The sequence below is a fragment of the Teichococcus aerophilus genome (genome assembly GCF_014490485.1).
GTDB lineage: Bacteria > Pseudomonadota > Alphaproteobacteria > Acetobacterales > Acetobacteraceae > Pseudoroseomonas > Pseudoroseomonas aerophila.
Genome location: NZ_JACTVA010000053.1, coordinates 1 through 19,430, shown reverse-complemented (window position 1 = coordinate 19,430; position 19,430 = coordinate 1). Strand labels below are relative to the sequence as shown.

Annotated in this window: 19 protein-coding genes; 9 read left to right on the top strand and 10 right to left on the bottom strand. The window is 69.1% G+C overall.

The window, feature by feature from the left end; genetic code table 11:
• Positions 1 to 248: 248 nt before the first annotated feature.
• The 3 genes from IBL26_RS21175 to IBL26_RS21165 are packed head-to-tail and all read right to left on the bottom strand — an operon-like array spanning position 249 to position 3,894.
• A complete protein-coding gene (locus IBL26_RS21175) occupies positions 249 to 1,157 on the bottom strand; it encodes an ABC transporter permease (RefSeq protein ID WP_187786506.1) in 909 nt (302 codons plus the stop codon).
• Between the two features lies 1 nt (position 1,158).
• Entirely contained in the window at positions 1,159 to 2,280 is a 1,122-nt protein-coding gene (locus IBL26_RS21170) for an ABC transporter permease (protein ID WP_241749656.1), read from the bottom strand.
• 12 nt (positions 2,281 to 2,292) lie between these two features.
• A complete protein-coding gene (locus IBL26_RS21165; protein WP_187786505.1) occupies positions 2,293 to 3,894 on the bottom strand; it encodes an ABC transporter substrate-binding protein in 1,602 nt (533 codons plus the stop codon).
• Positions 3,895 to 4,043: 149 nt separating this feature from the next.
• Between IBL26_RS21165 and IBL26_RS21160 the strand changes: the two genes are divergently transcribed.
• Positions 4,044 to 4,940, top strand: a complete 897-nt coding sequence (locus tag IBL26_RS21160; RefSeq protein WP_187786504.1) for a diacylglycerol/lipid kinase family protein — start codon at positions 4,044 to 4,046, stop codon at positions 4,938 to 4,940.
• A complete protein-coding gene (locus tag IBL26_RS21155; RefSeq protein WP_187786503.1) occupies positions 4,940 to 5,761 on the top strand; it encodes an inositol monophosphatase family protein in 822 nt (273 codons plus the stop codon). The genes IBL26_RS21160 and IBL26_RS21155 overlap by 1 nt, the downstream gene beginning before the upstream one ends.
• A 310-nt stretch (positions 5,762 to 6,071) precedes the next feature.
• On the opposite strand, the gene IBL26_RS21150 is transcribed toward IBL26_RS21155, so the two are convergent.
• Positions 6,072 to 6,440, bottom strand: a complete 369-nt coding sequence (locus IBL26_RS21150; RefSeq protein WP_206684277.1) for a winged helix-turn-helix transcriptional regulator — start codon at positions 6,438 to 6,440, stop codon at positions 6,072 to 6,074.
• Positions 6,441 to 6,543: 103 nt separating this feature from the next.
• Between IBL26_RS21150 and IBL26_RS21145 the strand changes: the two genes are divergently transcribed.
• The gene (locus IBL26_RS21145) at positions 6,544 to 7,548 is read left to right on the top strand and encodes a zinc-binding alcohol dehydrogenase family protein (RefSeq protein ID WP_187786502.1); all 1,005 of its coding nucleotides are present in this window, start codon (positions 6,544 to 6,546) and stop codon (positions 7,546 to 7,548) included.
• Between the two features lie 525 nt (positions 7,549 to 8,073).
• Here the strand turns inward: IBL26_RS21145 and IBL26_RS21140 are convergent.
• The 5 genes from IBL26_RS21140 to IBL26_RS21120 all read right to left on the bottom strand — a co-directional run bounded on the left by IBL26_RS21140 (position 8,074) and on the right by IBL26_RS21120 (position 12,707).
• Positions 8,074 to 8,787 carry an ABC transporter permease gene (locus tag IBL26_RS21140; RefSeq protein ID WP_367615478.1) on the bottom strand — a complete coding sequence of 238 codons (714 nt, stop codon included), beginning with the start codon at positions 8,785 to 8,787 and terminating at the stop codon, positions 8,074 to 8,076.
• Entirely contained in the window at positions 8,784 to 9,713 is a 930-nt protein-coding gene (locus tag IBL26_RS21135) for an ABC transporter ATP-binding protein (protein ID WP_187786501.1), read from the bottom strand. Before IBL26_RS21135 ends, IBL26_RS21140 begins: the two co-directional genes overlap by 4 nt.
• On the bottom strand, positions 9,710 to 10,948 hold the full coding sequence (locus IBL26_RS21130) for an ABC transporter permease (protein ID WP_367615477.1): 1,239 nt from the start codon (positions 10,946 to 10,948) through the stop codon (positions 9,710 to 9,712). Before IBL26_RS21130 ends, IBL26_RS21135 begins: the two co-directional genes overlap by 4 nt.
• Positions 10,949 to 10,956: 8 nt before the next feature.
• The gene (gene osmF / locus IBL26_RS21125) at positions 10,957 to 11,904 is read right to left on the bottom strand and encodes a glycine betaine ABC transporter substrate-binding protein OsmF (RefSeq protein WP_277817348.1); all 948 of its coding nucleotides are present in this window, start codon (positions 11,902 to 11,904) and stop codon (positions 10,957 to 10,959) included.
• 509 nt (positions 11,905 to 12,413) lie between these two features.
• Entirely contained in the window at positions 12,414 to 12,707 is a 294-nt protein-coding gene (locus IBL26_RS21120) for an HU family DNA-binding protein (RefSeq protein ID WP_277817347.1), read from the bottom strand.
• 183 nt (positions 12,708 to 12,890) lie between these two features.
• Between IBL26_RS21120 and IBL26_RS21115 the strand changes: the two genes are divergently transcribed.
• From IBL26_RS21115 to pip, 6 genes are all read left to right on the top strand, one after another.
• Positions 12,891 to 14,033, top strand: a complete 1,143-nt coding sequence (locus IBL26_RS21115; protein WP_187786499.1) for an ABC transporter ATP-binding protein — start codon at positions 12,891 to 12,893, stop codon at positions 14,031 to 14,033.
• Positions 14,026 to 14,946, top strand: coding sequence for a carbohydrate ABC transporter permease (locus IBL26_RS21110; protein ID WP_187786498.1), 921 nt, complete (start codon positions 14,026 to 14,028; stop codon positions 14,944 to 14,946). Before IBL26_RS21115 ends, IBL26_RS21110 begins: the two co-directional genes overlap by 8 nt.
• A complete protein-coding gene (locus IBL26_RS21105) occupies positions 14,939 to 15,778 on the top strand; it encodes a carbohydrate ABC transporter permease (RefSeq protein WP_187786497.1) in 840 nt (279 codons plus the stop codon). The genes IBL26_RS21110 and IBL26_RS21105 overlap by 8 nt, the downstream gene beginning before the upstream one ends.
• A 4-nt stretch (positions 15,779 to 15,782) precedes the next feature.
• Positions 15,783 to 17,060, top strand: coding sequence for an ABC transporter substrate-binding protein (locus IBL26_RS21100; RefSeq protein ID WP_187786496.1), 1,278 nt, complete (start codon positions 15,783 to 15,785; stop codon positions 17,058 to 17,060).
• Between the two features lie 3 nt (positions 17,061 to 17,063).
• On the top strand, positions 17,064 to 17,909 hold the full coding sequence (locus IBL26_RS21095) for a metallophosphoesterase family protein (RefSeq protein ID WP_187786495.1): 846 nt from the start codon (positions 17,064 to 17,066) through the stop codon (positions 17,907 to 17,909).
• A gap of 74 nt (positions 17,910 to 17,983) precedes the next feature.
• Positions 17,984 to 18,919, top strand: coding sequence for a prolyl aminopeptidase (pip, locus tag IBL26_RS21090; RefSeq protein ID WP_187786494.1), 936 nt, complete (start codon positions 17,984 to 17,986; stop codon positions 18,917 to 18,919).
• Here pip and IBL26_RS21085 read toward each other — a convergent pair.
• Positions 18,916 to 19,430, bottom strand: a 515-nt coding sequence (locus IBL26_RS21085) for an energy transducer TonB (protein ID WP_187786493.1), incomplete at its 5' end; no start/stop codon positions are given. The genes pip and IBL26_RS21085 overlap by 4 nt on opposite strands.

The window sequence follows — 19,430 nt, the reverse complement described above, 5'->3', positions numbered from 1 at the left end:
CCCCTGCTTGTCTTTCTGCGCGTTTTTGGATGCGCCTGCGGTGGCACCCCTGCCCGGCCGGTTCCGCCGGGGGTCCATGACCCTCGGCGAGTGACGGTTCAGCCTGCGCGGGCTCTTTGATTCCAATGCCCCCATGCCGTTCAGCGCAGCTCTGCGGCCTTCAAGCCCGAACCCAAACTCGCAAAAAAGAATGAGGGGGGCCCGGGGGGAGAATTCATTCTCCCCCCGGTTCTTCACACGAAAACCGTTCATCGCTGCTTCGGGTCCAGCACGTCGCGGAGCCCGTCGCCCAGCAGGTTGAAGGCGAGGCTGGCCATGAAGATGGCGATGCCCGGGATCACCGGCACCCACCATTGTTCCAGGATGAAGCGGCGTGCCGTCGCGATCATGGTGCCCCATTCCGGCGTCGGCGGCTGCGCGCCGAGGCCGAGGAAGCCGAGGCCGGCGGCGGTGAGGATGATGGAGGACATGTCCAGCGTCACCCGCACGGTCAGGGACGGCATGCACATCGGCGTCACATGGCGCAGGATGATGCGCCAGCGGGAGGCGCCGGTCATCTGCACGGCGGAGATGAAGTCGGCGTTGCGGATGGTCAGCGTTTCGGCACGGGCCAGGCGGGCATAGGGTGGCCAGGCGGTCAGAGCGATGGCGATGACGGCGCTCTCCACACCCGGCTTCATGGCGGCGACGAAGGCCAGGGCCAGGATCAGGCGCGGGAAGGCCAGGAACACGTCGGTGACGCGCATCAGCAGCTTGTCGACGATGCCGCCCATGTAGCCGGCGACGCAGCCGACGATCAGCCCGAGCGGCGCCACCAGCACCACCACGGCGACGACCATGCCGAGGGTGACGCGGCCGCCATAGAGCAGGCGGGACCAGGTATCGCGGCCGAGCTCGTCGGTGCCCAGCCAGTGCGCGGCGGAGGGCTTCTGCAACCGGTCCGCCAGCACCTGCACGCCGGGGTCGTGGGTGGCCAGCAGCGGCGCCAGCAGCGCCATCACCAGCATGAACAGCACCACGCCCAGGCCGGCGACGGCCAGCTTGTTGCGGCGGAAGGCCAGCCAGGTCTGGTAGCGCCGGCCCCACTTGGCCTGGGCGCGGGAGGTCGGGGTGTCGGAGAGGAGCCACTCGCGGCGGCTCATGGTGGTTTCGCTCATCTTATTTCACCCGCGGGTCGAGCAGCCGGTAGAGCATGTCCGCCAGCAGGTTCAGCGCCACATAGATCAGGCCGACGACGAGGGTGGCGCCCAGCACCGCGTTCATGTCGGCGTTCAGCAGGGAGACGGTCAGGTACTGGCCGAGGCCGGGCCAGGAGAAGATCGTCTCCGTCAGCACCGCGCCTTCGAGAAGGCCGGCATAGGTCATGGCCAGCACGGTGACCAAGGGCACCAGGATGTTGCCGAAAGCGTGGCGCCAGACGATGCGGGCGGAGGAGAGGCCCTTGGCGCGGGCGGTAGTGACGTATTCGCTCTTCAGCTCCGCCAGCATGAAGGCGCGGGTCATGCGCGCGATATAGGCGAGGCTGAAGAAGGCCAGCACGCCGGCCGGCTGCGCCAGATGCGCCAGCGCGTCCCAGAAGGCGGGCCAGTCGCCGGCGATGAGGGAGTCGATGGTCAGGATGCCGGTATGGACGTCCACCATCCCGTCGAAATAGATGCTCTGCCGCCCCGGCCCGGGCGCCCAGCCCAGCGTGGCGTAGAACAGCAGCAGCGACAGCAGGCCGAGCACGAAGACCGGCAGGGAATGGCCGGCAAGGCAGAACAGGCGCACTGCCTGGTCCACCAGCTTGCCCTGCTGCGTTGCCGCCCAGACGCCCAGCGGCACGCCGATGGCGACGGCGATGATGATGGCCAGCGTCGCCAGCTCGAACGTCGCCGGCAGGAAGCGGGCGATGTCCTGCGTGACGGGGTTGGACGTCATCACCGAACGGCCGAGATCGCCATGCACGATCTGGCCGAGATAGCGCCAGAACTGGATGTAGAGCGGCTGGTCCAGCCCCAGTTCCAGACGCGCCCGGTCCACCACGTCCTGCGGCGCACGGTCGCCCACGATGGCCAGCACCGGGTCGATCGGCACGACACGTCCGATGAAGAAGGTCACGACCGCCAGCCCGAACAGCGTGATCGGCACGCTGGCCAGGTTGGACAGGATGCCGCGCAGCCGGAGCCACGCGGCGGAAGGCCTGGCCCGCCGCGCCATGCCCTGAACGGGGGGCGGCGCGGCGTGCTGTTCGCCCTCAGGCGGCATCAGTTCCGCCTGAAGTTCTCCATCGGATTTCATGCAGTTCTAGTCTCAGGCCTTGACGATGTTGTGGTAGTAGTTCCGGTCGTTCATCGGCCCCATGTCGAAGCCGGTGACGCCGGGGCGGGAGACCGCGACCTCGATCTCCTGCAGCATGATGACGAAGGGCGAGACCTGCTGGTGCTCCTTCTGGATCTCCAGGTAGGTCTGCGCGCGCTTGGCCGAATCCACTTCCTTCACCGCGGCGGCGGTGCGGCGCGTCAGCTCGGGGATGTCCCAGCCGGCGCGCCAGGCGAGGGTGCGGTTGCGCGCCTCGTCCCCGTTGTCCGGGTTCATGCTGAAGGCTTCGGCGTTGCTGTGCGGGTCGAAATAGTCCGAGCCCCAGCGCAGCAGCGCAATGTCATGCTGGCGGGAGCGCGTCTTGGTGATGACGGCGCGCATCTCGCCCGGCAGCATGCGGGTGCGGATGCCTATGAGGGCAAGGTTGGCCTGCACCACCTGCGCGATGTCCGAGATCGGCGCGCCGGAGAAGAAGTCGAAGCTCACCTCGAAGCCGTTGGGCAGGCCGGCCTTGGCCAGCAGCGCCTTGGCCTCGTCCACCTTCTGGCTGAACGGGTGGTCGGTCAGCGCGCCGGGGAAACCTTCCGGCAGGAAGGACTGGTGCACGGCGTAGGTGGTGGGGACGATGTTCTTCTGGATCGCCGCGTAGTCGATCGCCCACTTGATGGCCTGCCGGACCTCGGGCTTGGCCAGGTTGGCGTTCTTCTGGTTCAGGCTGAGATACAGCAGGCTCGCCTTGCGGGAGGGCTGAATGGTGAAGCGACCGTCCGACTGGATCTGGCCGATCTGGTCCGCGCCCAGGTTGCGGGCGATGTCGATGTCACCCTGGCGCACGCCCAGCAGCTGCGCGGACGGATCCGGCATGTGGCGGATGACGATACGCTTGGTCTTGGCCACCACGTTGCTGTGCGGGTTGGCGTCCAGCATCAGGCTCTCGCTGGCGCGGAACTGGCGCAGCGCGTAGGGGCCGGAACCGGCGGAGTTCTGCTTCAGCCAGGCATTGCCCCAGTCATCGCCGGTCGCCTTGGGCGCGACCACGGCCTTCTCGACGATCGAGCCGACGGCGGCGGAAAGGCAGTACAGCAGGAAGCTGGGCGCGGTCGGCTCCGCCGTCGTCAGCACGACCGTGCGCGGGCCGGTGGCCTTGATGCGGTCGGCCACGTTGTCCTTGGTGAAGCCGAACTGGTTGATGATGAAGGCCGGGCTCTTGTTCATCGCCACGACGCGGTGGAGGGACCATGCCACGTCTTCCGCCGTCACCGGCTGGCCGGAGGCGAATTTCGGCCCCTCGCGCAGCGTGAAGGTGAAGGCCTTGTTGTCGTCCGAGACCTCCCACTTCTCGGCCAGCTCGCCGGTGATCTCGGTGGGGTTGGCGTTCGGCGTGGTCACCAGCTTCTGGTAGACATTGGCCGACATCTCGGACGCCGAGTATTCGAACGCCTCATGCGGGTCGAGGCTGATGATGTCGTCGATCTGGCGCGCGAAGACGATGACGCCCGGGGGCGTCGCGGCCCGCGCGGGGGCGGCCACCAGGGCGCCCGGCAAGGCGGCGGCGGCGCTGGTAGCCAGCAACATCGAACGGCGTGTCAGCATGAACGGATCCTCCTGCGATCCTCCAGAATAGCGCGCCGGCGGGGGGCCACGCCAGCACCACCCACAGGCCTTGCCATTGGAATGCGCCCGTCGCGGACATGTTTCCAGACCGTATGGAACGCCGGCCCGGGGGCAGGCGTTAGCGTGGCATGGACACCACATTGTTCCACAACCCGAATGCGGGCGAGGAAGCGCACACCCAGGAAGAGCTGGTTGCCTTGCTGGAAGAAGCCGGCCTGCATGTGCAGGTGTATGGCACCAAGGGGCAGGCCCTGCGCAAGGGCCTGAAGAAGCTGCGGGACCTCGTCGTCATCGCGGGCGGGGACGGCACGGTGGGGCGCATCGCCCGCTCCCTGCCCGAGCGTGGGCGGCGCTGCGCGGTGTTGCCGCTGGGCACGGCCAACAATCTGGCCCGGGCGCTCGGCCCCTGGCCGTCACCCGAGCATTTCGCAGCCGGCTGGGCCAAGGCCGCGCACCGCCACCTGAACCTCGCCGTTGCGGAAGCGGAGGAGGACGGCTTCGGCGAGCACCGCTTCGTGGAATCCGTCGGTTTCGGTGCCTTTGCCCAGGCGGTGGAAAGCGCCGACGAGGAAGGGCTGGAAGGGGTGGAGGCCGGGCGCGCCATATTCCGCCGCGCCCTGGCCGAGGCACCGGTGGTGCACGCCCACCTGCGCGTCGATGACCACGAGCAGGTGGTGGAGACCCTGCTGGTGGAGGTGATGAACATCCCCCTCTTCGGCCCCAACCTGCCGCTGGCGCCGGAATCGCGCCCCGGCAACGGGCTGCTCGACGTCGTGCTGCTGCCGCCCGAGCGGCGGGCCGAGATGCTGGAATGGCTGCGCGCGCCCGCTGCCGGCCACCCGCCGGTGGAGATCCTCCGCGGCGCCACCGTCACCCTGCGCTGGCCGGGCGGGCCGATCCGCGTGGACGACGAACCGCAGGAGTTCGACGAGGCCTGCACGGTTTCCTTCCATATCGAGGTGGAGCCGCTGACCTTCCTGATTCCGCCCGAATGCCTTGCCGCACCGCAGAAGGCGCGTTCCTGATGAACCATTCCCCCGAATCCCTCGATGCCATCGGTGCCCTGGCGCTGCGGCTGGCCCGCCTGGCCGGCGAGGAAATGACCGCCGCGCTCACCCGCCCCCTCGATGTTGCCTACAAGCCGACGGCGCCGGAAGAACACGAGTTGAAGGACCCGGTCTCCGACGTCGACCGCGCGGTGGAAGCCGTGCTGCGTGCGGAGATCGAGGCCGCCTTCCCCGGCCACCACATCCTGGGCGAGGAATTCCCCAACCCGCCCACCACGCCCGGCGGCTATGTCTGGGCGATTGACCCGGTGGACGGCACCGCCAACTTCATCAACGGCCTGCCGCTGTTCAGCGGTTCCATCGGCGTGTTGCGGGATGGCGTGCCGGTGGCCGGCGCACTCTGGTGTGCCTCCAGCCACGCGCTCCGTGCCGGGGTGTACCACTGCATTCAGGGCGGCCCTCTGCTGTTCGACGAATCGCCCGTCACCCGCAGGGAGAATCTCGGCGTGCGGCGCAAGCTGGGCGGTTTCCGCGATGCCTCTCACCGCTCCCCCGCGAGGTGGGAACCGCGCCGCACCGGCTCCGCCGCCATCGAATGCGCCTTCGTTGCCGCCGGGCTGATGGAAGTGGCGCAATTCGAGAAACCGAATGTCTGGGACGTGGCGGCCGGCGTTGCCCTGGTCCACGCCACCGGCGGTATCGCCCTGGCCAGGGGTGCCTCCGGCTGGGAACAGGTCGAAGGCTTCCAGACCGCGGATGGCGACCTGCGCGACTGGCGCCGGCCCCTTGTTGTCGGCATGCCCGGCGCCGCGGAAGCCCTGTGCGAGGCACTGGGGTAAGCGCAACCGCGACGCGTTGGGCACTTTAGGAAGCATAGGGTGAAGGCCGGGGAAGGAATTCCCCGGACCCCTTCTTTTCTTTTTTCGAGTTTGCCTGTGTAGGCTGTTGAGGTCTGGAACACGGCCGGGTGCGCCGGAGCTCTTAGACATCCGGCGACTGAGGGTTCAGCCCGCGTGGCCCATTGATAGAATCATCAAGCAGCGTCCGCTCTCAAACCTGAAGCGCTGCGCCAGACTTGCAGAAAGAAAGATGGGGTCCGGGGAATTCTTTCCCCGGCCTGCCGCCCTACCCTCGAAAGAAAGGCCAGCCTCAAGCCGCCTGCTGTTCCGCTTCCGGCTTGCCGCCCCGTTGCGCCATCCAGGCGGCGCCCCAGTCGTGCAGGCCGCGCAGGAGGGGTTCCAGGCTCTGGGCCGTCGGGGTCAGGGCGTAGTCCACGCGCGGCGGCACTTGCGGGTAGACGGTGCGGAGGATCAGCCCGTCTTCCTCCAGTTCCCGCAACTGGTGGATCAGCATGCGCTGGGTGATGTTGCCCAGGCTGCGGCGCAGGGCGTTAAAACGCAGCGTGCCGCCCAGCAGGTGGAACAGGATGACGCCTTTCCACTTACCGCCGATGACATCCAGCGCGGCTTCCACCGGGCAGCCCGGGGCGCAGTCGTAGGGGCGCAGCTTACGGGGCAAGGGGTGGTATCCTTTTCAGCACTACGTGCGGAATTTTACCGTATTCCGCTTACGGCCACCAAGCCCCAGTTGTTCCGCCGAACCTGTTGCCTGGAGATCTGCCATGAAAGCCATCGCCTTCACCCAACCCGGCCCCGCCACCGTCCTGCGGGACGTGACGCTGGAGAAGCCTACCCCTGGGCCGCGGGACCTGCTGGTCTCGGTCCGAGCCGTCTCGGTCAATCCGGTCGATTTCAAGGTGCGTTCCAGCGCCACGCCGCCGGCGGGGCAGCCGCGCATCATTGGCTACGACGCCGCCGGCGTGGTGGAAGCCGTGGGGCCCGAGGTGCGGCTGTTCCGCCCAGGCGATGCCGTGTTCTACGCCGGGCAGATCGACCGCCCCGGCAGCAATGCCGAGTTCCAGGCGGTGGATGAGCGCATCGTCGGCCCGATGCCGCGCAACCTCTCCTTCGCCCAGGCGGCCGCCCTGCCGCTGACTGCCATCACGGCGTGGGAGTTGTTGTTCGACCGGCTGCGGGTGCCTTACGGCAGCTACAGTCAGCCTGGCGTGCTGCTAGTGCTGGGGGCGGCGGGAGGTGTCGGCTCCATCCTCATCCAGCTGGCGCGGCGGCTGACCGGGTTGACCGTGATCGCCACCGCCTCCCGCCCCGAGACGGCGGACTGGGTGCGCAAGATGGGCGCACACCATGTCGTGGACCATCGGGGGGACCTGGTGGCGGCGGTCCAGGCCCTCGGCCTTGGCCCGGTGACGCACGTGGCGGGGCTGACCGCCACCGGCGCGCATATGCCCGCCATTGCCGAGCTGATCGCGCCGCAGGGCCACCTTTCCCTTATCGACGACTACGACAGCTTCGACATCGCGCCGCTGAAGCGGAAAAGCGTGACCGTGGCTTGGGAGTTGATGTTTACCCGCTCCCTGTTCCAGACGGCCGACATGGCGGCGCAGCACCGGCTGCTGTCCGAAGTCTCCGCCCTGCTGGATGCCGGCGTGCTGCAGACGACGCTGACGCAGGAATCCGGCCCGATCAACGCCGCGAACCTGGCGCAGGTGCATGAGCACCTGGAGAGCGGCAAGGCTATCGGGAAGTCGGTGCTGGTGGGGTTCTGAGGCGCCGGGTTCGTGAGAGAGGCGCTGCCCCTCTCACACTGTCCCCACCAAAGGCCTGAGGCCTTTGGAAACCCGTTTGCCCGTGCCGTTCGACTGCCGGTCTCGGTTCCAAAAATAGCTTGAGCATAACAGGATGCTTTCGGCGCGACCCATCTCGCCTTAGGTGCAGGGATCGCGTCCCCTGCCGCGGGCAGCTCGAGGGGGCAGAGGCCTCTCGATCCACCGTTATCCGTCAAGACCACCCGACATTGCCTTTTCACGGCAGCGACGGTTCGAACACACCCGCCGGTGAATCGGCCGGTCTTATCGCGTCTTGATGCGTTGGACTTAATTCTTGCCCGGAAAAGCTTGCAGGGATGCCGAAGCCCACGGACCACGGACCACGGAGGCCGACGCTGCCTCATCCACCCCCAAAAGACTCCCAGAAAAAGATGGGGTCTGTGGAATTCCTTCCCCAGCCTTCTGCCTCAGCCGAAAGTCGATTGGCACCGGGCGCAAAGCCAGGATGGGCCGTAGCCCCCCGCCCTACCGGGCCAGCAGCGCCAGGGCGCGATCCGCCAGCAGGGCCAGCCAAGCGGTGAACAGCCCGCCTTGCAGCACGTAGGCGCCGTTGTTGTTGGCCAGCCCGACGACGATCGGCGTACCCAGGCATTCCGCCCCTGCCATGGCCCCCACCGCCGCCGTGGCGATGGAGAGCACCACCGCCACCCGCAGGCCGGAAAGGATGACGGGCGCCGCCAGCGGCAGTTCCACCTGCCACAGGACACGCGCGGCCCCCATGCCGGTGCCGCGCGCGGCATCCAGCACCGCCGGCGCCACGCCATCCAGCCCCGCGACGGTGCCGCGCAGCACGGGCAGACAGGCATAGAGCACCAGGGCCAGCATGGTCGGGGCGGCGCCGAAGCCCAGCAGCGGCAATGCCAGGGCAATGGCGGCGATCGGCGGCACGGATTGCGCCAGGGCGAACAGCGCATCCAGCAACGGCCGCAGCCGCCCCTGCCCCCGCGTGGCCAGGATGCCGCCACCGAGGCCCAGCGCCGCCGCGATCACCACCGCGCCGACCGAGAGCATCAGGTGGGCGCCGAGCAGCGCGAACCAGCCGCGCTGGTCCCACACCGGGCGCTGCACATCCGGGAAGGGTGCGCCCCAGAGCGCGCCCAGATGCGGCGCGGCCCACAACGCCAGCAGGAAGGCGGCCGCCTGCGCCAGCAAGGGCACGGCCCGGCGCGGCAGCCTCACGCCGCGGCCAGGATGTCGGAGAGATGCAGCGTGGCGCCGCCGGGCAGCGCAACCTGGTCCGTGCCGCTTTCCAGCATCAGCATCAGTGCCTGCTTCAGGTTCGAATCGGGCGGCAGGATGGGCAGTTGCGCCTCGGCGGGCTGCGTCGCGCTGGCTGGGCGGGCGGCGTTGGCGGCGCGCAGTGTGCCAAGCCGGTGGAAGGCCAGGGTCGCCTCCCCGAACAGCCGCTTCACCACCGGGTCGGCATCCCGGCGCAGCACCTCGGCCGGGCGGCCGTGCGCCAGCAGGCGACCGTCCTGCATCACCGCCAGCTCATCCGCCAGCAGCAGTGCTTCCTCCACGTCGTGGGTCACGAACAGGATGGTCTTGGCCGTTTCGGCATGGATGCGCCGTAGCGCCACCTGCAGGCCACGGCGGATACCGGGGTCGAGGGCGGAAAACGGTTCGTCCATCAGCAGCACGGGCGGGTCGGCCGCCAGGGCGCGCGCCAGGCCGATGCGCTGCGCCTGGCCGCCGGAGAGCTCGTGCGGGTAGCGGGCGCGGAAATCCTCGGGCGGCAGGCCGACCAGTTGCAGCAACGCGTCCACCCGGCTGGCGACGCGGGCGGCGTCCCAGCCCAACAGGCGGGGCACGGTGGCGATATTGTCCGCCACCCGCCAATGCGGAAACAGTCCGACGGACTGGATGACGTAGCCGATACCGTGCCGCAGCGACTCGGGCGGCACATTGGCGATGTCGGTGCCGTCCAGCATGACGCGGCCGGCATCGGGCTCGACCATGCGGTTTACCATCCGCATCAGCGTCGACTTGCCGGAGCCGGATTCGCCCAGCAGCACGCACAGCCCGCCCTTGCGGACTTCCAGGCTGACGGAATCAACCACGGCACGGTGGCCATAGCGCTTGGTGACGCGGTCGAACCGGATCATCCGCGCCGCCCGGCTGGGGCCAGCGCGGCCTGTGCCGCCGCCAGCGCCGCATCGATGCAAAGCGAGAGGCCAACGACGGGCAACACGCCCAGCAGGATCAGATCCGCCGCCAGTTGGCCGATGCCCTGGAACACGATGGCGCCCAGGCCGCCGGCGCCGACCAGCGCCGCCAGCGTCGCCAGCCCCACCGCCTGCACGGCGGCGGTGCGCAGCCCGCCCAGCATGGCGCCGGCCCCAAGCGGCAGGCGGATATGGCGCAGGATGGCGCCCTCCCCCATGCCCTGGCCGCGCGCGGCATCCAGGATATCCGCCGGCGCCTGCCGCAGGCCGGAGAGCAGCCCGGCCGCCAGCGGCAGCAACAGGTAGGCGGAGATGCCGATCACCGCCGGAGCGGCGCCGATACCGCCAATGCCCCAGCCCCGCAGCGCCGGCCACACCGCCGCCAGCCCGGCCAGCGGCGCCATCAGCAGGCCGAACAGCGCGATGGAGGGCACCACCTGCAGGCCATTGGCCAGCGCCATCAGCGCCGCCTCCAGCCGTGGCCGCCGCAGCGCCAGCAGGGAGAGCGGCACTGCCACCAGCCCGGCCAGCGCCAGCGCGCCCGCTGCCAGCAGCGCATGCCGCCAGAGTGCCGCCTGAAGTTCCGGCCCGCGCGACGCGGCCTCTCGCATCAGGGAGAGCGGGTCGAGCACGCCGGAGGCCACCAGCAGCACGATGCCGGGCACCGCGACGGCCAGGAAACGGGTGGGGGTGGCGCCGGCGGCCTCGCCTTCGCGGGCGGCATCTCGCCCGGCGGCGCAGCAGCCGGCGGAAAGCAGCAGACTCAGCGCCGCCAGCCAGAAGCCGGCCCCGGGTGCGGCGCGGGCCAGCCTAGCGCCGCCATCCAGCGCCGCGCCGGCACCAAGGCCGAGCGTGGCCAGCAAGGCCAATAGCGCCAGGCCGGCGGTGACCTCCGCCCAGGGCAGCAGGCTGCGGCGGCGTGCCAGCAGGGCGACGCCGAGGCAGCCCAGCACGAAGCAGGCGGCGCCGAGGCCCGTGCCGCCATGCAGCGGCAGGCTGACAGGACGGGGTGAGACCAGGCGGTTGGCGGCGATGGACAGCCAGCCGAGCAGGAAGGGCAGCGAGGCCGCCAGCGCCGCGAGCAGCGCCGCGGCGGTGGCTTCCCGTGGCACCGGGGGCGGTGGCGCCCGGGTGGCGAGGTCGCGGGCGAGCGTGGCGGGGCGGGCCTGCGCCACGCCGAGGCTCAGCCGCCGATCCCGAGGCCGCGCAGATGCGTCCGCGCCACCTCCCGCGGGTTCTGGCCCTCCACCACGATCTTGGCGTTCAGGCCCTGCAAGCCTTCCAGCGTCAGCGACTCGAAGACCGGGCTGAGCCATTCCTCCAGTTGCGGGTGGGCGGCGGCGGCCTCCGCGCGCACGCAGGGCGCCGGCTGGTACACCATCTGCGCGCCCTTGGGGTCGGCCAGGACGTGCAGGTCGAGCGCCGAGATGGCGCCATCGGTGCCATAGACCATGGCGGCGTTGACGCCGTTCAGCTTCTCGGCCGCCGCACGCATGGTCACGGCGGTGTCGCCGCCGGAGAGCACCAGCAGGTTGGCCGGTTCCAGCTTGAAGCCATAGGCCTGCTGGAAGGCCGGCAGCGCCGCAGGGCTTTCCACGAACTCGGCCGAGGCCGCCAGCTTGAACTGCGCCTTCCAGTCCGTGCCCAGAAGGCGGGCCAGATCCTCCAGGCTGCCCAGCGCCTGGCCGCGCGGCGCGGTATCCTTCCGCACGGCGATGGCCCAGGTGTTGTTGGCGCTGGCCGGGCGCAGCCAGACCACCTTGTTCTTCTCGGCGTCCAGCGTCCGCACCTTGGCATAGGCCTGGGCGGCGTCATGCCAGGCCGGGTCGCTCTCTGCGTTGAAGAAGAAGGCGCCGTTGCCGGTGTACTCGGGGTAGATGTCGATCTCGCCGGCCAGCAGGGCGCCGCGGACGATGCGCGTCGGGCCCAGCTGCAGCTTGCGTTCCACGCCCACGCCCTTGGCTTCCAGGGTCTGGGCGATCATCTCGCCCAGCAGCGCACTTTCCGTATCCAGCTTGGACGAGACAACGAGGCGGCGGGACTGTGCCTGGGCGGGCGGCGCGAAGGCCAGCGGCCAGCGCGCCATCAGCGCGAGGCCGGCAGTGCCCAGCAACAGTGAGCGACGGGTCATGATGGGGTGCATCGGCGGCGTCTCCACCCGGTTGAATCCAGCCGGCGGAACCTTCACCGCAGCCAGCCCGGTGAACGTAGCAGACACCGATCGGTTACAACTCGGCCAGCAAAAAGAATGCGCCGATCTTGCACGCGGCCTTGCACGAGCCCCTGACCCGACCCAATTCGGATTCATCCGCAACAAACGAAAGGAGGTGATCCAGTGTCTCATTGTTTGAGGTTGGCCCCGGCGACCCGGGCCTGGATCTCTCTGGCCGGGATGCGTTCCGCGTCCTGACCTGATCCGTGCCTGGCGGGCCTGGGCCCGCAAACAGTGCAAAAAGGAAGGCTCCGGGATCGCTCCCGGAGCCTTCTTTCTATCTGCGCCACCAGGGTTCGGCCACCACGAGCGCGGCAACCGGCTTCTGGCCGTCCCGGACCGCGCGATCCTGTCTCCGGCAGACTGCCATCGACGGTCGCGCATCCGGGCACGTGGCCGGGCCCCGAAGGTCCCGGCCGGGCGGACGCTCAGCCCAGACGGGTCTTGAGGTCCTTGGCGGGCTTGAACTTCACGGACTTGCTGGCCGCGATGTCCACTTCCTCGCCGGTGGCGGGGTTGCGGCCCTTGCGGGCGGCGCGCTCGCTGACAGCGAAGCTGCCGAAGCCGGCCAGACGGACCTCACGGCCTTCGCCCAGCGCGTCGCTCAGCGAGGCCAGGACGGCCTTCAGCGCCGCATCGGCCTGCGTCTTCGGCAGGCTGGTGGCGGCGGCAACGGCGTCGATCAGGTCCTGACGGCTCATCGGGCGGGTTTGATCGCTCAAAGGAAATCTCCAACTCGGATAATGGGCGCAGCAGAGGCACAGGCGCGGTGCCCAGGTCAAGCGGGGGGGCTGCAGTTTGTGACCGGCTCAACGCCCGGAACTGCATAAAAGCTTCACGAAACACGCACCAACCTGTCATCCCCGGCCGCTATTGGCCGCCCCATCAGCACGAGGGGCACGGTCTTGGCGGGTATCCGCATCCAGTCAGTCACGAAACGTTTTGGCAGCACCCAGGTCCTTCGCGGCGTCTCGCTCGACGTCGCGGCGGGTGAATTCGTGGCGTTGGTCGGCCCCTCCGGCTGCGGCAAGACCACCCTGATGCGAATCGTCGCCGGCATCGAGCAGGCCGATGGCGGCGCCATCGACATCGGCGGGCGGGACGTCACCCGCCTGCGGCCGGGGGACCGGGACGTCGCGATGGTGTTCCAGTCCTACGCCCTCTACCCGCACCTGACGGTGGCCGAGAATATCCGCGTGCCACTGGCGCTGCGGCGCCTGAATGCCTGGCAGCGTCTGCCGGCCATCGGCGGGCTGCTGCCCGGCGCCGCCGATGCCAACCACCTGATGGAGCAGGATGTCCGCCGCGCCGCCGAGGCGCTGGGCCTGCGCGCGCTGCTGGACCGGCGGCCGGCGCAGCTCTCCGGTGGCCAGCGGCAGCGCGTGGCGCTGGCACGCGCCATCGTCCGCCGCCCCAAGGCCTTCCTGATGGACGAGCCGCTCTCCAACCTCGATGCCAGCCTGCGGGTGCAGACGCGGCGCGAGATCGTCGACATCCACCGCCAATCCGGCGCCGCCACCCTCTACGTCACCCACGATCAGTCGGAAGCGCTGACCATGGCGGACCGCGTGGCGGTGATGCAGGGCGGCGAGTTGCTGCAGGTGGCGACGCCCGAGGCCATCTACGCCGACCCGCAGGATCTGCGCGTCGCCACCTTCATTGGCTCCCCCCGCATCAACACGCTACCCGCCGAGACCGGCGCGGACGGCATGGTGCGCGTGGCGGGCCACCCGGTCGGGCTCTGGGGCGCCCGCCCTGGCCCGCTGACCCTGGCGATCCGGCCGGAGGACCTGGTGCCCGCCGGCACCGGCCTGCCCGCGGTGGCCGAGGCGGTGGAGTTCCTGGGCGAGAGCCTGCTGCTGCACGCCCGGCACGAGGCGACCCGCACCAAGCTGGTGCTGCGCCTGCCGCCCGAGGCACGGGCCGAGCTGCCCGCCCCCGGCGCTGCCTTCCACCTGCAGTTCGACACCACCCGCGCGCTGCTGTTCGGCCCCGAGGGCCGCCGCGTCGGCGTCAGTGCGTTATCGGGCGAGGCGGCCTTTGTCTGACGCCGCCCTGACCCAGGCGCTGCCCCGCCCGGCCCGGCTGGCGCTGGGCGAGACGGCGACGGCGTGGCTGCTCTCCGCCCCCGCAATCATTGCCTACCTGCTGATGCTGCTGCTGCCGACGCTGGCCACCATCGCCCTCGCCTTCACCGATTTCGAGCTGGGCGCGACTGGCTTCGCCTGGATCGGCCTCGACAACTTCGCCGAGATGCTCAGCGACCGTGGCTTCATGACCTCGCTGCGCAACACCATCATCTATGTCGGGCTGGTGACGCCGGGTTCCATCGCCGGCGCGCTGGCGCTGGCGCTGCTGATCGAGGCCGGCACACGCGGCCGCACCTTCTTCCGCGCGGTGTTCTTCCTGCCGGTGGTGTCGCTGACCGTGGCGATGGCCGCGGCCTGGCAGTACCTGCTGCATCCCAGCATCGGGCCGCTGAACGCCATGCTGCGGGTGGCCGGGCTGGGCGCGCCGGAATGGCTTTCTTCAAGTTCCACCGTGCTGCTGTCCCTCGCCGCCATCGGCATCTGGGAAAATCTCGGTTTCAACCTGGTGCTGTTCCTGGCCGGGCTGACGGCCATTCCGCGCGAGCTGTACGCCGCCGCCGAGGTAGATGGCGCCCGCCATGCCTGGCAGCGCTTCCGGCTGGTCACCTGGCCGATGCTGGGGCCGACCACGCTGTTCGTGCTGACCATCACCATGATCCGCGCCGTGCGCGTGTTCGATACCGTGGCGGTGCTGACCCAGGGCGGGCCGAACAAGGCGTCCCAGGTGCTGCTCTACACGATGTACGAGGAAGGCTTTACGTATTTCCGCCTTGGCTACTCGGCCGCCATCACGCTCGTCTTCCTCGCCATCGTCCTTGCCATGATGTGGCTACAGACAAAAGTCCTCGACAAGCGGGTGCATTATGGCTGAGCGCGCGACACCGTTGTACCGGGACACGCCCCGCCTGCTGTTGCTGGCGCTGGCCGGGCTGATCATGCTGATGCCGTATATCTGGATGGTCGCCGCCAGCATGAAGCCGCTGGACGAGATCTTCCGCGCATCGCTCACGCTGCTGCCGGAACGTTTCCATGCCATCGAGAACTACGGCAAGGTTTTTGCCCGTATCCCGGTCGGTCTGTATCTGTGGAATGGGCTCGTCGTCTGCGGCGGCATCCTGTTCTTCCAGCTGCTGTTCGCCGTGCCCGCCGGCTACGCACTGGCAAAGCTTCGTTTTCCGGGCAAGGAGTTCGTCTTCGGTGCGGTGATGCTGGGGCTGCTGGTACCGCCGCATGTGCAGGCGCTGCCGCTTTATGTCGCCTTCAGCCAGATGGGGCTGTTGAACAGCTACACCGCGCTGATCGCGCCCTTCACCATTTCCGTCTTCGCCATCTTCCTGTTCCGGCAATTCTTCAAGTCGCTTCCGGATGACCTGATCCACGCCGCGCGGCTGGACGGGTTCTCGGAAATGGCCATCGTCTGGCGCGTCGTGCTGCCCAATGCCTGGCCCGCCGCCACCGCCTTTTCCATCTTCTCCGTCGTCGCACACTGGAACGACCTGTTCTGGCCATTGATCGTGGTCAATGGCCAGGACTACGCGACGCCCGCCCTCGGCGTGATGTATTTTCGCTCGGCCGAGGCGGGCGACGATTTCGGTGCGCTGATGGCCGCCGCCGTCATCATGACGGCCCCTCTCGTCATTGCCTTCCTGCTGGCGCAACGGCGCTTCGTCGAAGGCATCGCCACCACCGGCCTCAAGGGTTGATCCTATGACCGTCCTGTCCCGCCGCGCCGCCCTGGCGCTGCCTGCCGCCCTCGCCCTGCCCGCCATCGCGCGCGCGCAAAGTGCCACCGCCATCACGGTGCATTACGCCCAGCCCAACATCTACAAGGAGAGCTACGACGCCATCCTGGCCGGCTTCAACAAGCAGGAACCGGATATCCGCGTCAATTTCGTCACCACGCCGAATTACGAGGAAGGCGCCCAGCTCCTCCTCCGCCAGTCGGCGACGAACCAGTTGCCCGACCTCTCCTACCAGGGTTTCAATCGCCTGCGCGTGTTCGCGGAGCGGGGCATCGCTCAGGACCTGACGCCGCTGCTGAAGGCAGAAGCCGCCGATCCGGCCACGCTGGGCTATTCGGAAAACCTGCTGAACCTGGCGCATTTCGGTGGCATGCAGGCGGGCCTGGCCTACGCCGCCTCTAACCCCATCTGCTACTACAACGCGGACCTGGTGAAGCGCGCCGGCGGCGACCCGGACAACTTCCCCAAGGACTGGGACGGCGTGCTGGCGCTGGCCGCCAGGATCGACGCGCTGGGTGATGGCACGGACGGCATGTGGTTCACCTGGAACGGTGACGACTGGATGTTCTCCGCCCTGCTGTTCGGCCATGGTGGCCGCATGCTGAACGCGGACGAGACCGACGTCGCCTTCGCCGGCGCCGAGGGCATGGCCTCCCTGAAGCTGTTGGAGCGGATGGTGAAGCAGGCCGGCATGCCGAACATGACCGCCGTCGCCGCCCGCCAGGCCTTCGCCGCCGGCAAGATCGGCATGCTGTTCCAGACCACGGCGCTGGTGCGCGGCACCGCCGCCGCCGTCGGCAACAATTTCGTCCTGCGCACTACCGGCATGCCGGTCATCGACGCGCAGAATGGCCGCCTGCCGACCGGCGGCGCCGCCGGCATGCTGACGGCGAAGGACTCCGCCCGCCGCGCCGCGGCGATGAAGTTCCTGCGCTATTCCACCGGCCCCGAGGGCCAGGCGATGATGGTGAAGGCCAGCGGCTACCTGCCCTGCAACCAGATCGCCATCGACGACCCGCAGTATCTCGGCGCCTTCTACCGCGAGAACCCGCTCTTCGTGGCATCGGTGAAGCAGATCCCGATCAGCATCCCCTGGTACGCCTTCCCCGGCAGCAACAGCGTGCGCGTGACGCAGACCATGGTGGACAACCTGGCCCGCATCGTCGAAGGCAAGGCGACGCCGGAACAGGTTCTGCCCGACATGGCCGGCGAAATCCGCCGCCTGCTGCCGCGCCGGAGCTGAGCCATGGTGTTCCGCGTCGCACAGATCACCGACACCCACATGTCGGAACAGCATGACGGCTTCACCGCTAATTTCGACGTGCTGGCCGCGCATCTGCGCGCCCAGGCACCGGACCTGGTGGTGCATACCGGCGACATCTCGGCGCATGGGGAGCTGGCGATCGACGACCTGCTCTTCGCGCGCCAGAAGATGGACGCGCTGGGCCTGCCCTGGCTGGCCATTCCCGGCAACCACGATGTCGGCAATGACCCCGGCCTCGGCGCCACCCCGGCGGATGCGCAGCGCCTCGCCCGTTGGCAGCACGCCTTCGGCGACGACCATTTCGTGCGGGACGTGCCCGGCTGGCGGCTGATCGGCCTGGATACCCTGATCACCACCACCGCCCTGCCGGACGTGGAAGAGCAGTTCGCGGTGCTGGAGGACGCCCTGGCCAGCGCGGGGGACCGCGCCATCGGCGTGTTCCTGCACAAGCCGCTCTGCGAGGAAACGATGGCCGAGGAGGTCATCACCTACTGGTCCGTGCAGCCCACGCCGCGCCGGCGGATGCTGGACCTGTTCGCCGCCCACCCGCTGCGCTTCGTCGCCTCCGGCCATGTGCACCAGTGGCGGGACCGTGGCGTGGTGGAAGGGCTGCGGCAGATCTGGGCGCCCGCCGCCGCCTTCATCGTTGGCGACACCTGGCAGCATGCCGCCCCGGGCAGCCGCAAGCCAGTCGGCTACGTGGAGCACCTGCTGCACGAGGATGGCCGGCATGAGTACCGCCTGGTGGAGCCCGCCGGCATGCAGGTGCATGACCTGGGGCTGCTGCCAGGCATCTATGCGCCGATGAAGGCGCTTGTCGCCGCCTGATAGGGAAAGATCGGGGGAAGAAATTCCCCCGAGCCCCCTTCTTTTTTCTGCGAGTTTGCCGCACGGGGGCGGGCATGTATCCGCCGATTGAACCCTACGCCCATGGATGGCTGGAACCGGGTGACGGGAACAGGGTCTATTGGGAATGCTGCGGCAACCCGCTGGGCAAGCCGGCCCTGGTGCTGCATGGCGGTCCCGGCTCCGGCTGCGGCCCCACGCACCGCCGGTATTTCGACCCCGCCGCCTATCGCATCGTCTTGCTGGACCAGCGCCAGTGCGGCCGCAGCACGCCCTCGGCGCGCGATCCGGCCACCAGTCTTTCCACCAACACCACGGCGCATCTGCTGGCGGACATCGAGGCGCTGCGCGCGCATCTCGGCATCCCACGCTGGCTGGTGCTCGGCGGCTCCTGGGGTTGCACGCTGGCCTTGGCCTACGCGCAACAACACCCGCACCGGGTGAGCGAGATGGTGCTGCATGCCATTGCCGCCACCTCCGGCGCCGAGATCGACTGGATCACTCATGGCGTGCGCCGCCTGCTGCCCGAAGCCTGGGATGCCTTCCGTGCCGGTGCGCCGGATGGCGCGCTGCCCGACGCCTATGCGCGCCTGCTGGAAAGCCCGGCCCCATCGATCCGCGAGGCAGCCGCGCGGGACTGGTGCAACTGGGAAATGGCGTTGCTCGACACCCTTCCCGGCCACACGCCCAGCGCGCGCTGGCAGGATGCCAGCTTCCGCTACGGTTTCGCCCGGCTGGTCACGCATTACTGGCGCCATGCCGCCTGGCTGGAGGATGGCGCACTGCTACGAGAGGCGGGCCGGCTGGCTGGCATTCCCGGCGTGCTGATCCACGGACGGCTGGATCTCGGCAGTCCGCTGGCCACGGCGTGGGAGTTGGCAAAAGCCTGGCCGGGCAGCGAACTGGTGGTGCTGGGCGCCGCCGGCCATAGCCGGGACGATCCCGGCATGGCGGGCGCGCTGGTGGCAGCGACGGACCGTTTTCGTCTTTAGCGGTAGAGCAGGATGTAGCGCATGGTGAAGTTCATGGTCATCGTGTCGCCCTCCATATCCGGCGTGAAGGGCGGCACCGTCTGGTTCCGGAAGATGGATTGCAGTCCCATGTCCAGGAACATCGAGCCGGAGCGCCGGCGCAGTTCCACTGACCGCACGCGGCCGCTTCGCTCGATCACCACCTGCACCATCACCTCGCCATCGTCGCCATTTTCGGCCGCTTGGCGCGGGTAGAAGCTGCGGTTGCGCACCCAGGACATGAAGGCGCCATTCCAGCTGCCACTGGCCTGGGCGCCGGCCACGTGGCTCATGTTGCTGTTGAGGTTCTGCTGACCCGGCACGCTGCGCTGCTGTGGCACCCGCCCCATGCTGAGGTCCAACGCCCCCGGCGGCAGGGACTGGCGCGGCACCCCGCCACGCGGCGGCGGCGGCGCCAGGGCCATCGGCGGCTGCCGGCTGAGGTCCAGCGTCCCCGGGAAGGGTGAGCGCGGCCGCGGCGGCGCGGCGCGCG

Bases quoted from the DNA above. Each gene is read 5' to 3' on its own strand.
- IBL26_RS21175 (WP_187786506.1), bottom strand. From the start codon at position 1,157: ATGAGCGAAACCACCATGAGCCGCCGCGAGTGGCTCCTCTCCGACACC.
- IBL26_RS21170 (WP_241749656.1), bottom strand. From the start codon at position 2,280: ATGAAATCCGATGGAGAACTTCAGGCGGAACTGATGCCGCCTGAGGGC.
- IBL26_RS21165 (WP_187786505.1), bottom strand. From the start codon at position 3,894: ATGCTGACACGCCGTTCGATGTTGCTGGCTACCAGCGCCGCCGCCGCC.
- IBL26_RS21160 (WP_187786504.1), top strand. From the start codon at position 4,044: ATGGACACCACATTGTTCCACAACCCGAATGCGGGCGAGGAAGCGCAC.
- IBL26_RS21155 (WP_187786503.1), top strand. From the start codon at position 4,940: ATGAACCATTCCCCCGAATCCCTCGATGCCATCGGTGCCCTGGCGCTG.
- IBL26_RS21145 (WP_187786502.1), top strand. From the start codon at position 6,544: ATGAAAGCCATCGCCTTCACCCAACCCGGCCCCGCCACCGTCCTGCGG.
- IBL26_RS21135 (WP_187786501.1), bottom strand. From the start codon at position 9,713: ATGATCCGGTTCGACCGCGTCACCAAGCGCTATGGCCACCGTGCCGTG.
- osmF (WP_277817348.1), bottom strand. From the start codon at position 11,904: ATGACCCGTCGCTCACTGTTGCTGGGCACTGCCGGCCTCGCGCTGATG.
- IBL26_RS21105 (WP_187786497.1), top strand. From the start codon at position 14,939: ATGGCTGAGCGCGCGACACCGTTGTACCGGGACACGCCCCGCCTGCTG.
- IBL26_RS21100 (WP_187786496.1), top strand. From the start codon at position 15,783: ATGACCGTCCTGTCCCGCCGCGCCGCCCTGGCGCTGCCTGCCGCCCTC.
- IBL26_RS21095 (WP_187786495.1), top strand. From the start codon at position 17,064: ATGGTGTTCCGCGTCGCACAGATCACCGACACCCACATGTCGGAACAG.
- pip (WP_187786494.1), top strand. From the start codon at position 17,984: ATGTATCCGCCGATTGAACCCTACGCCCATGGATGGCTGGAACCGGGT.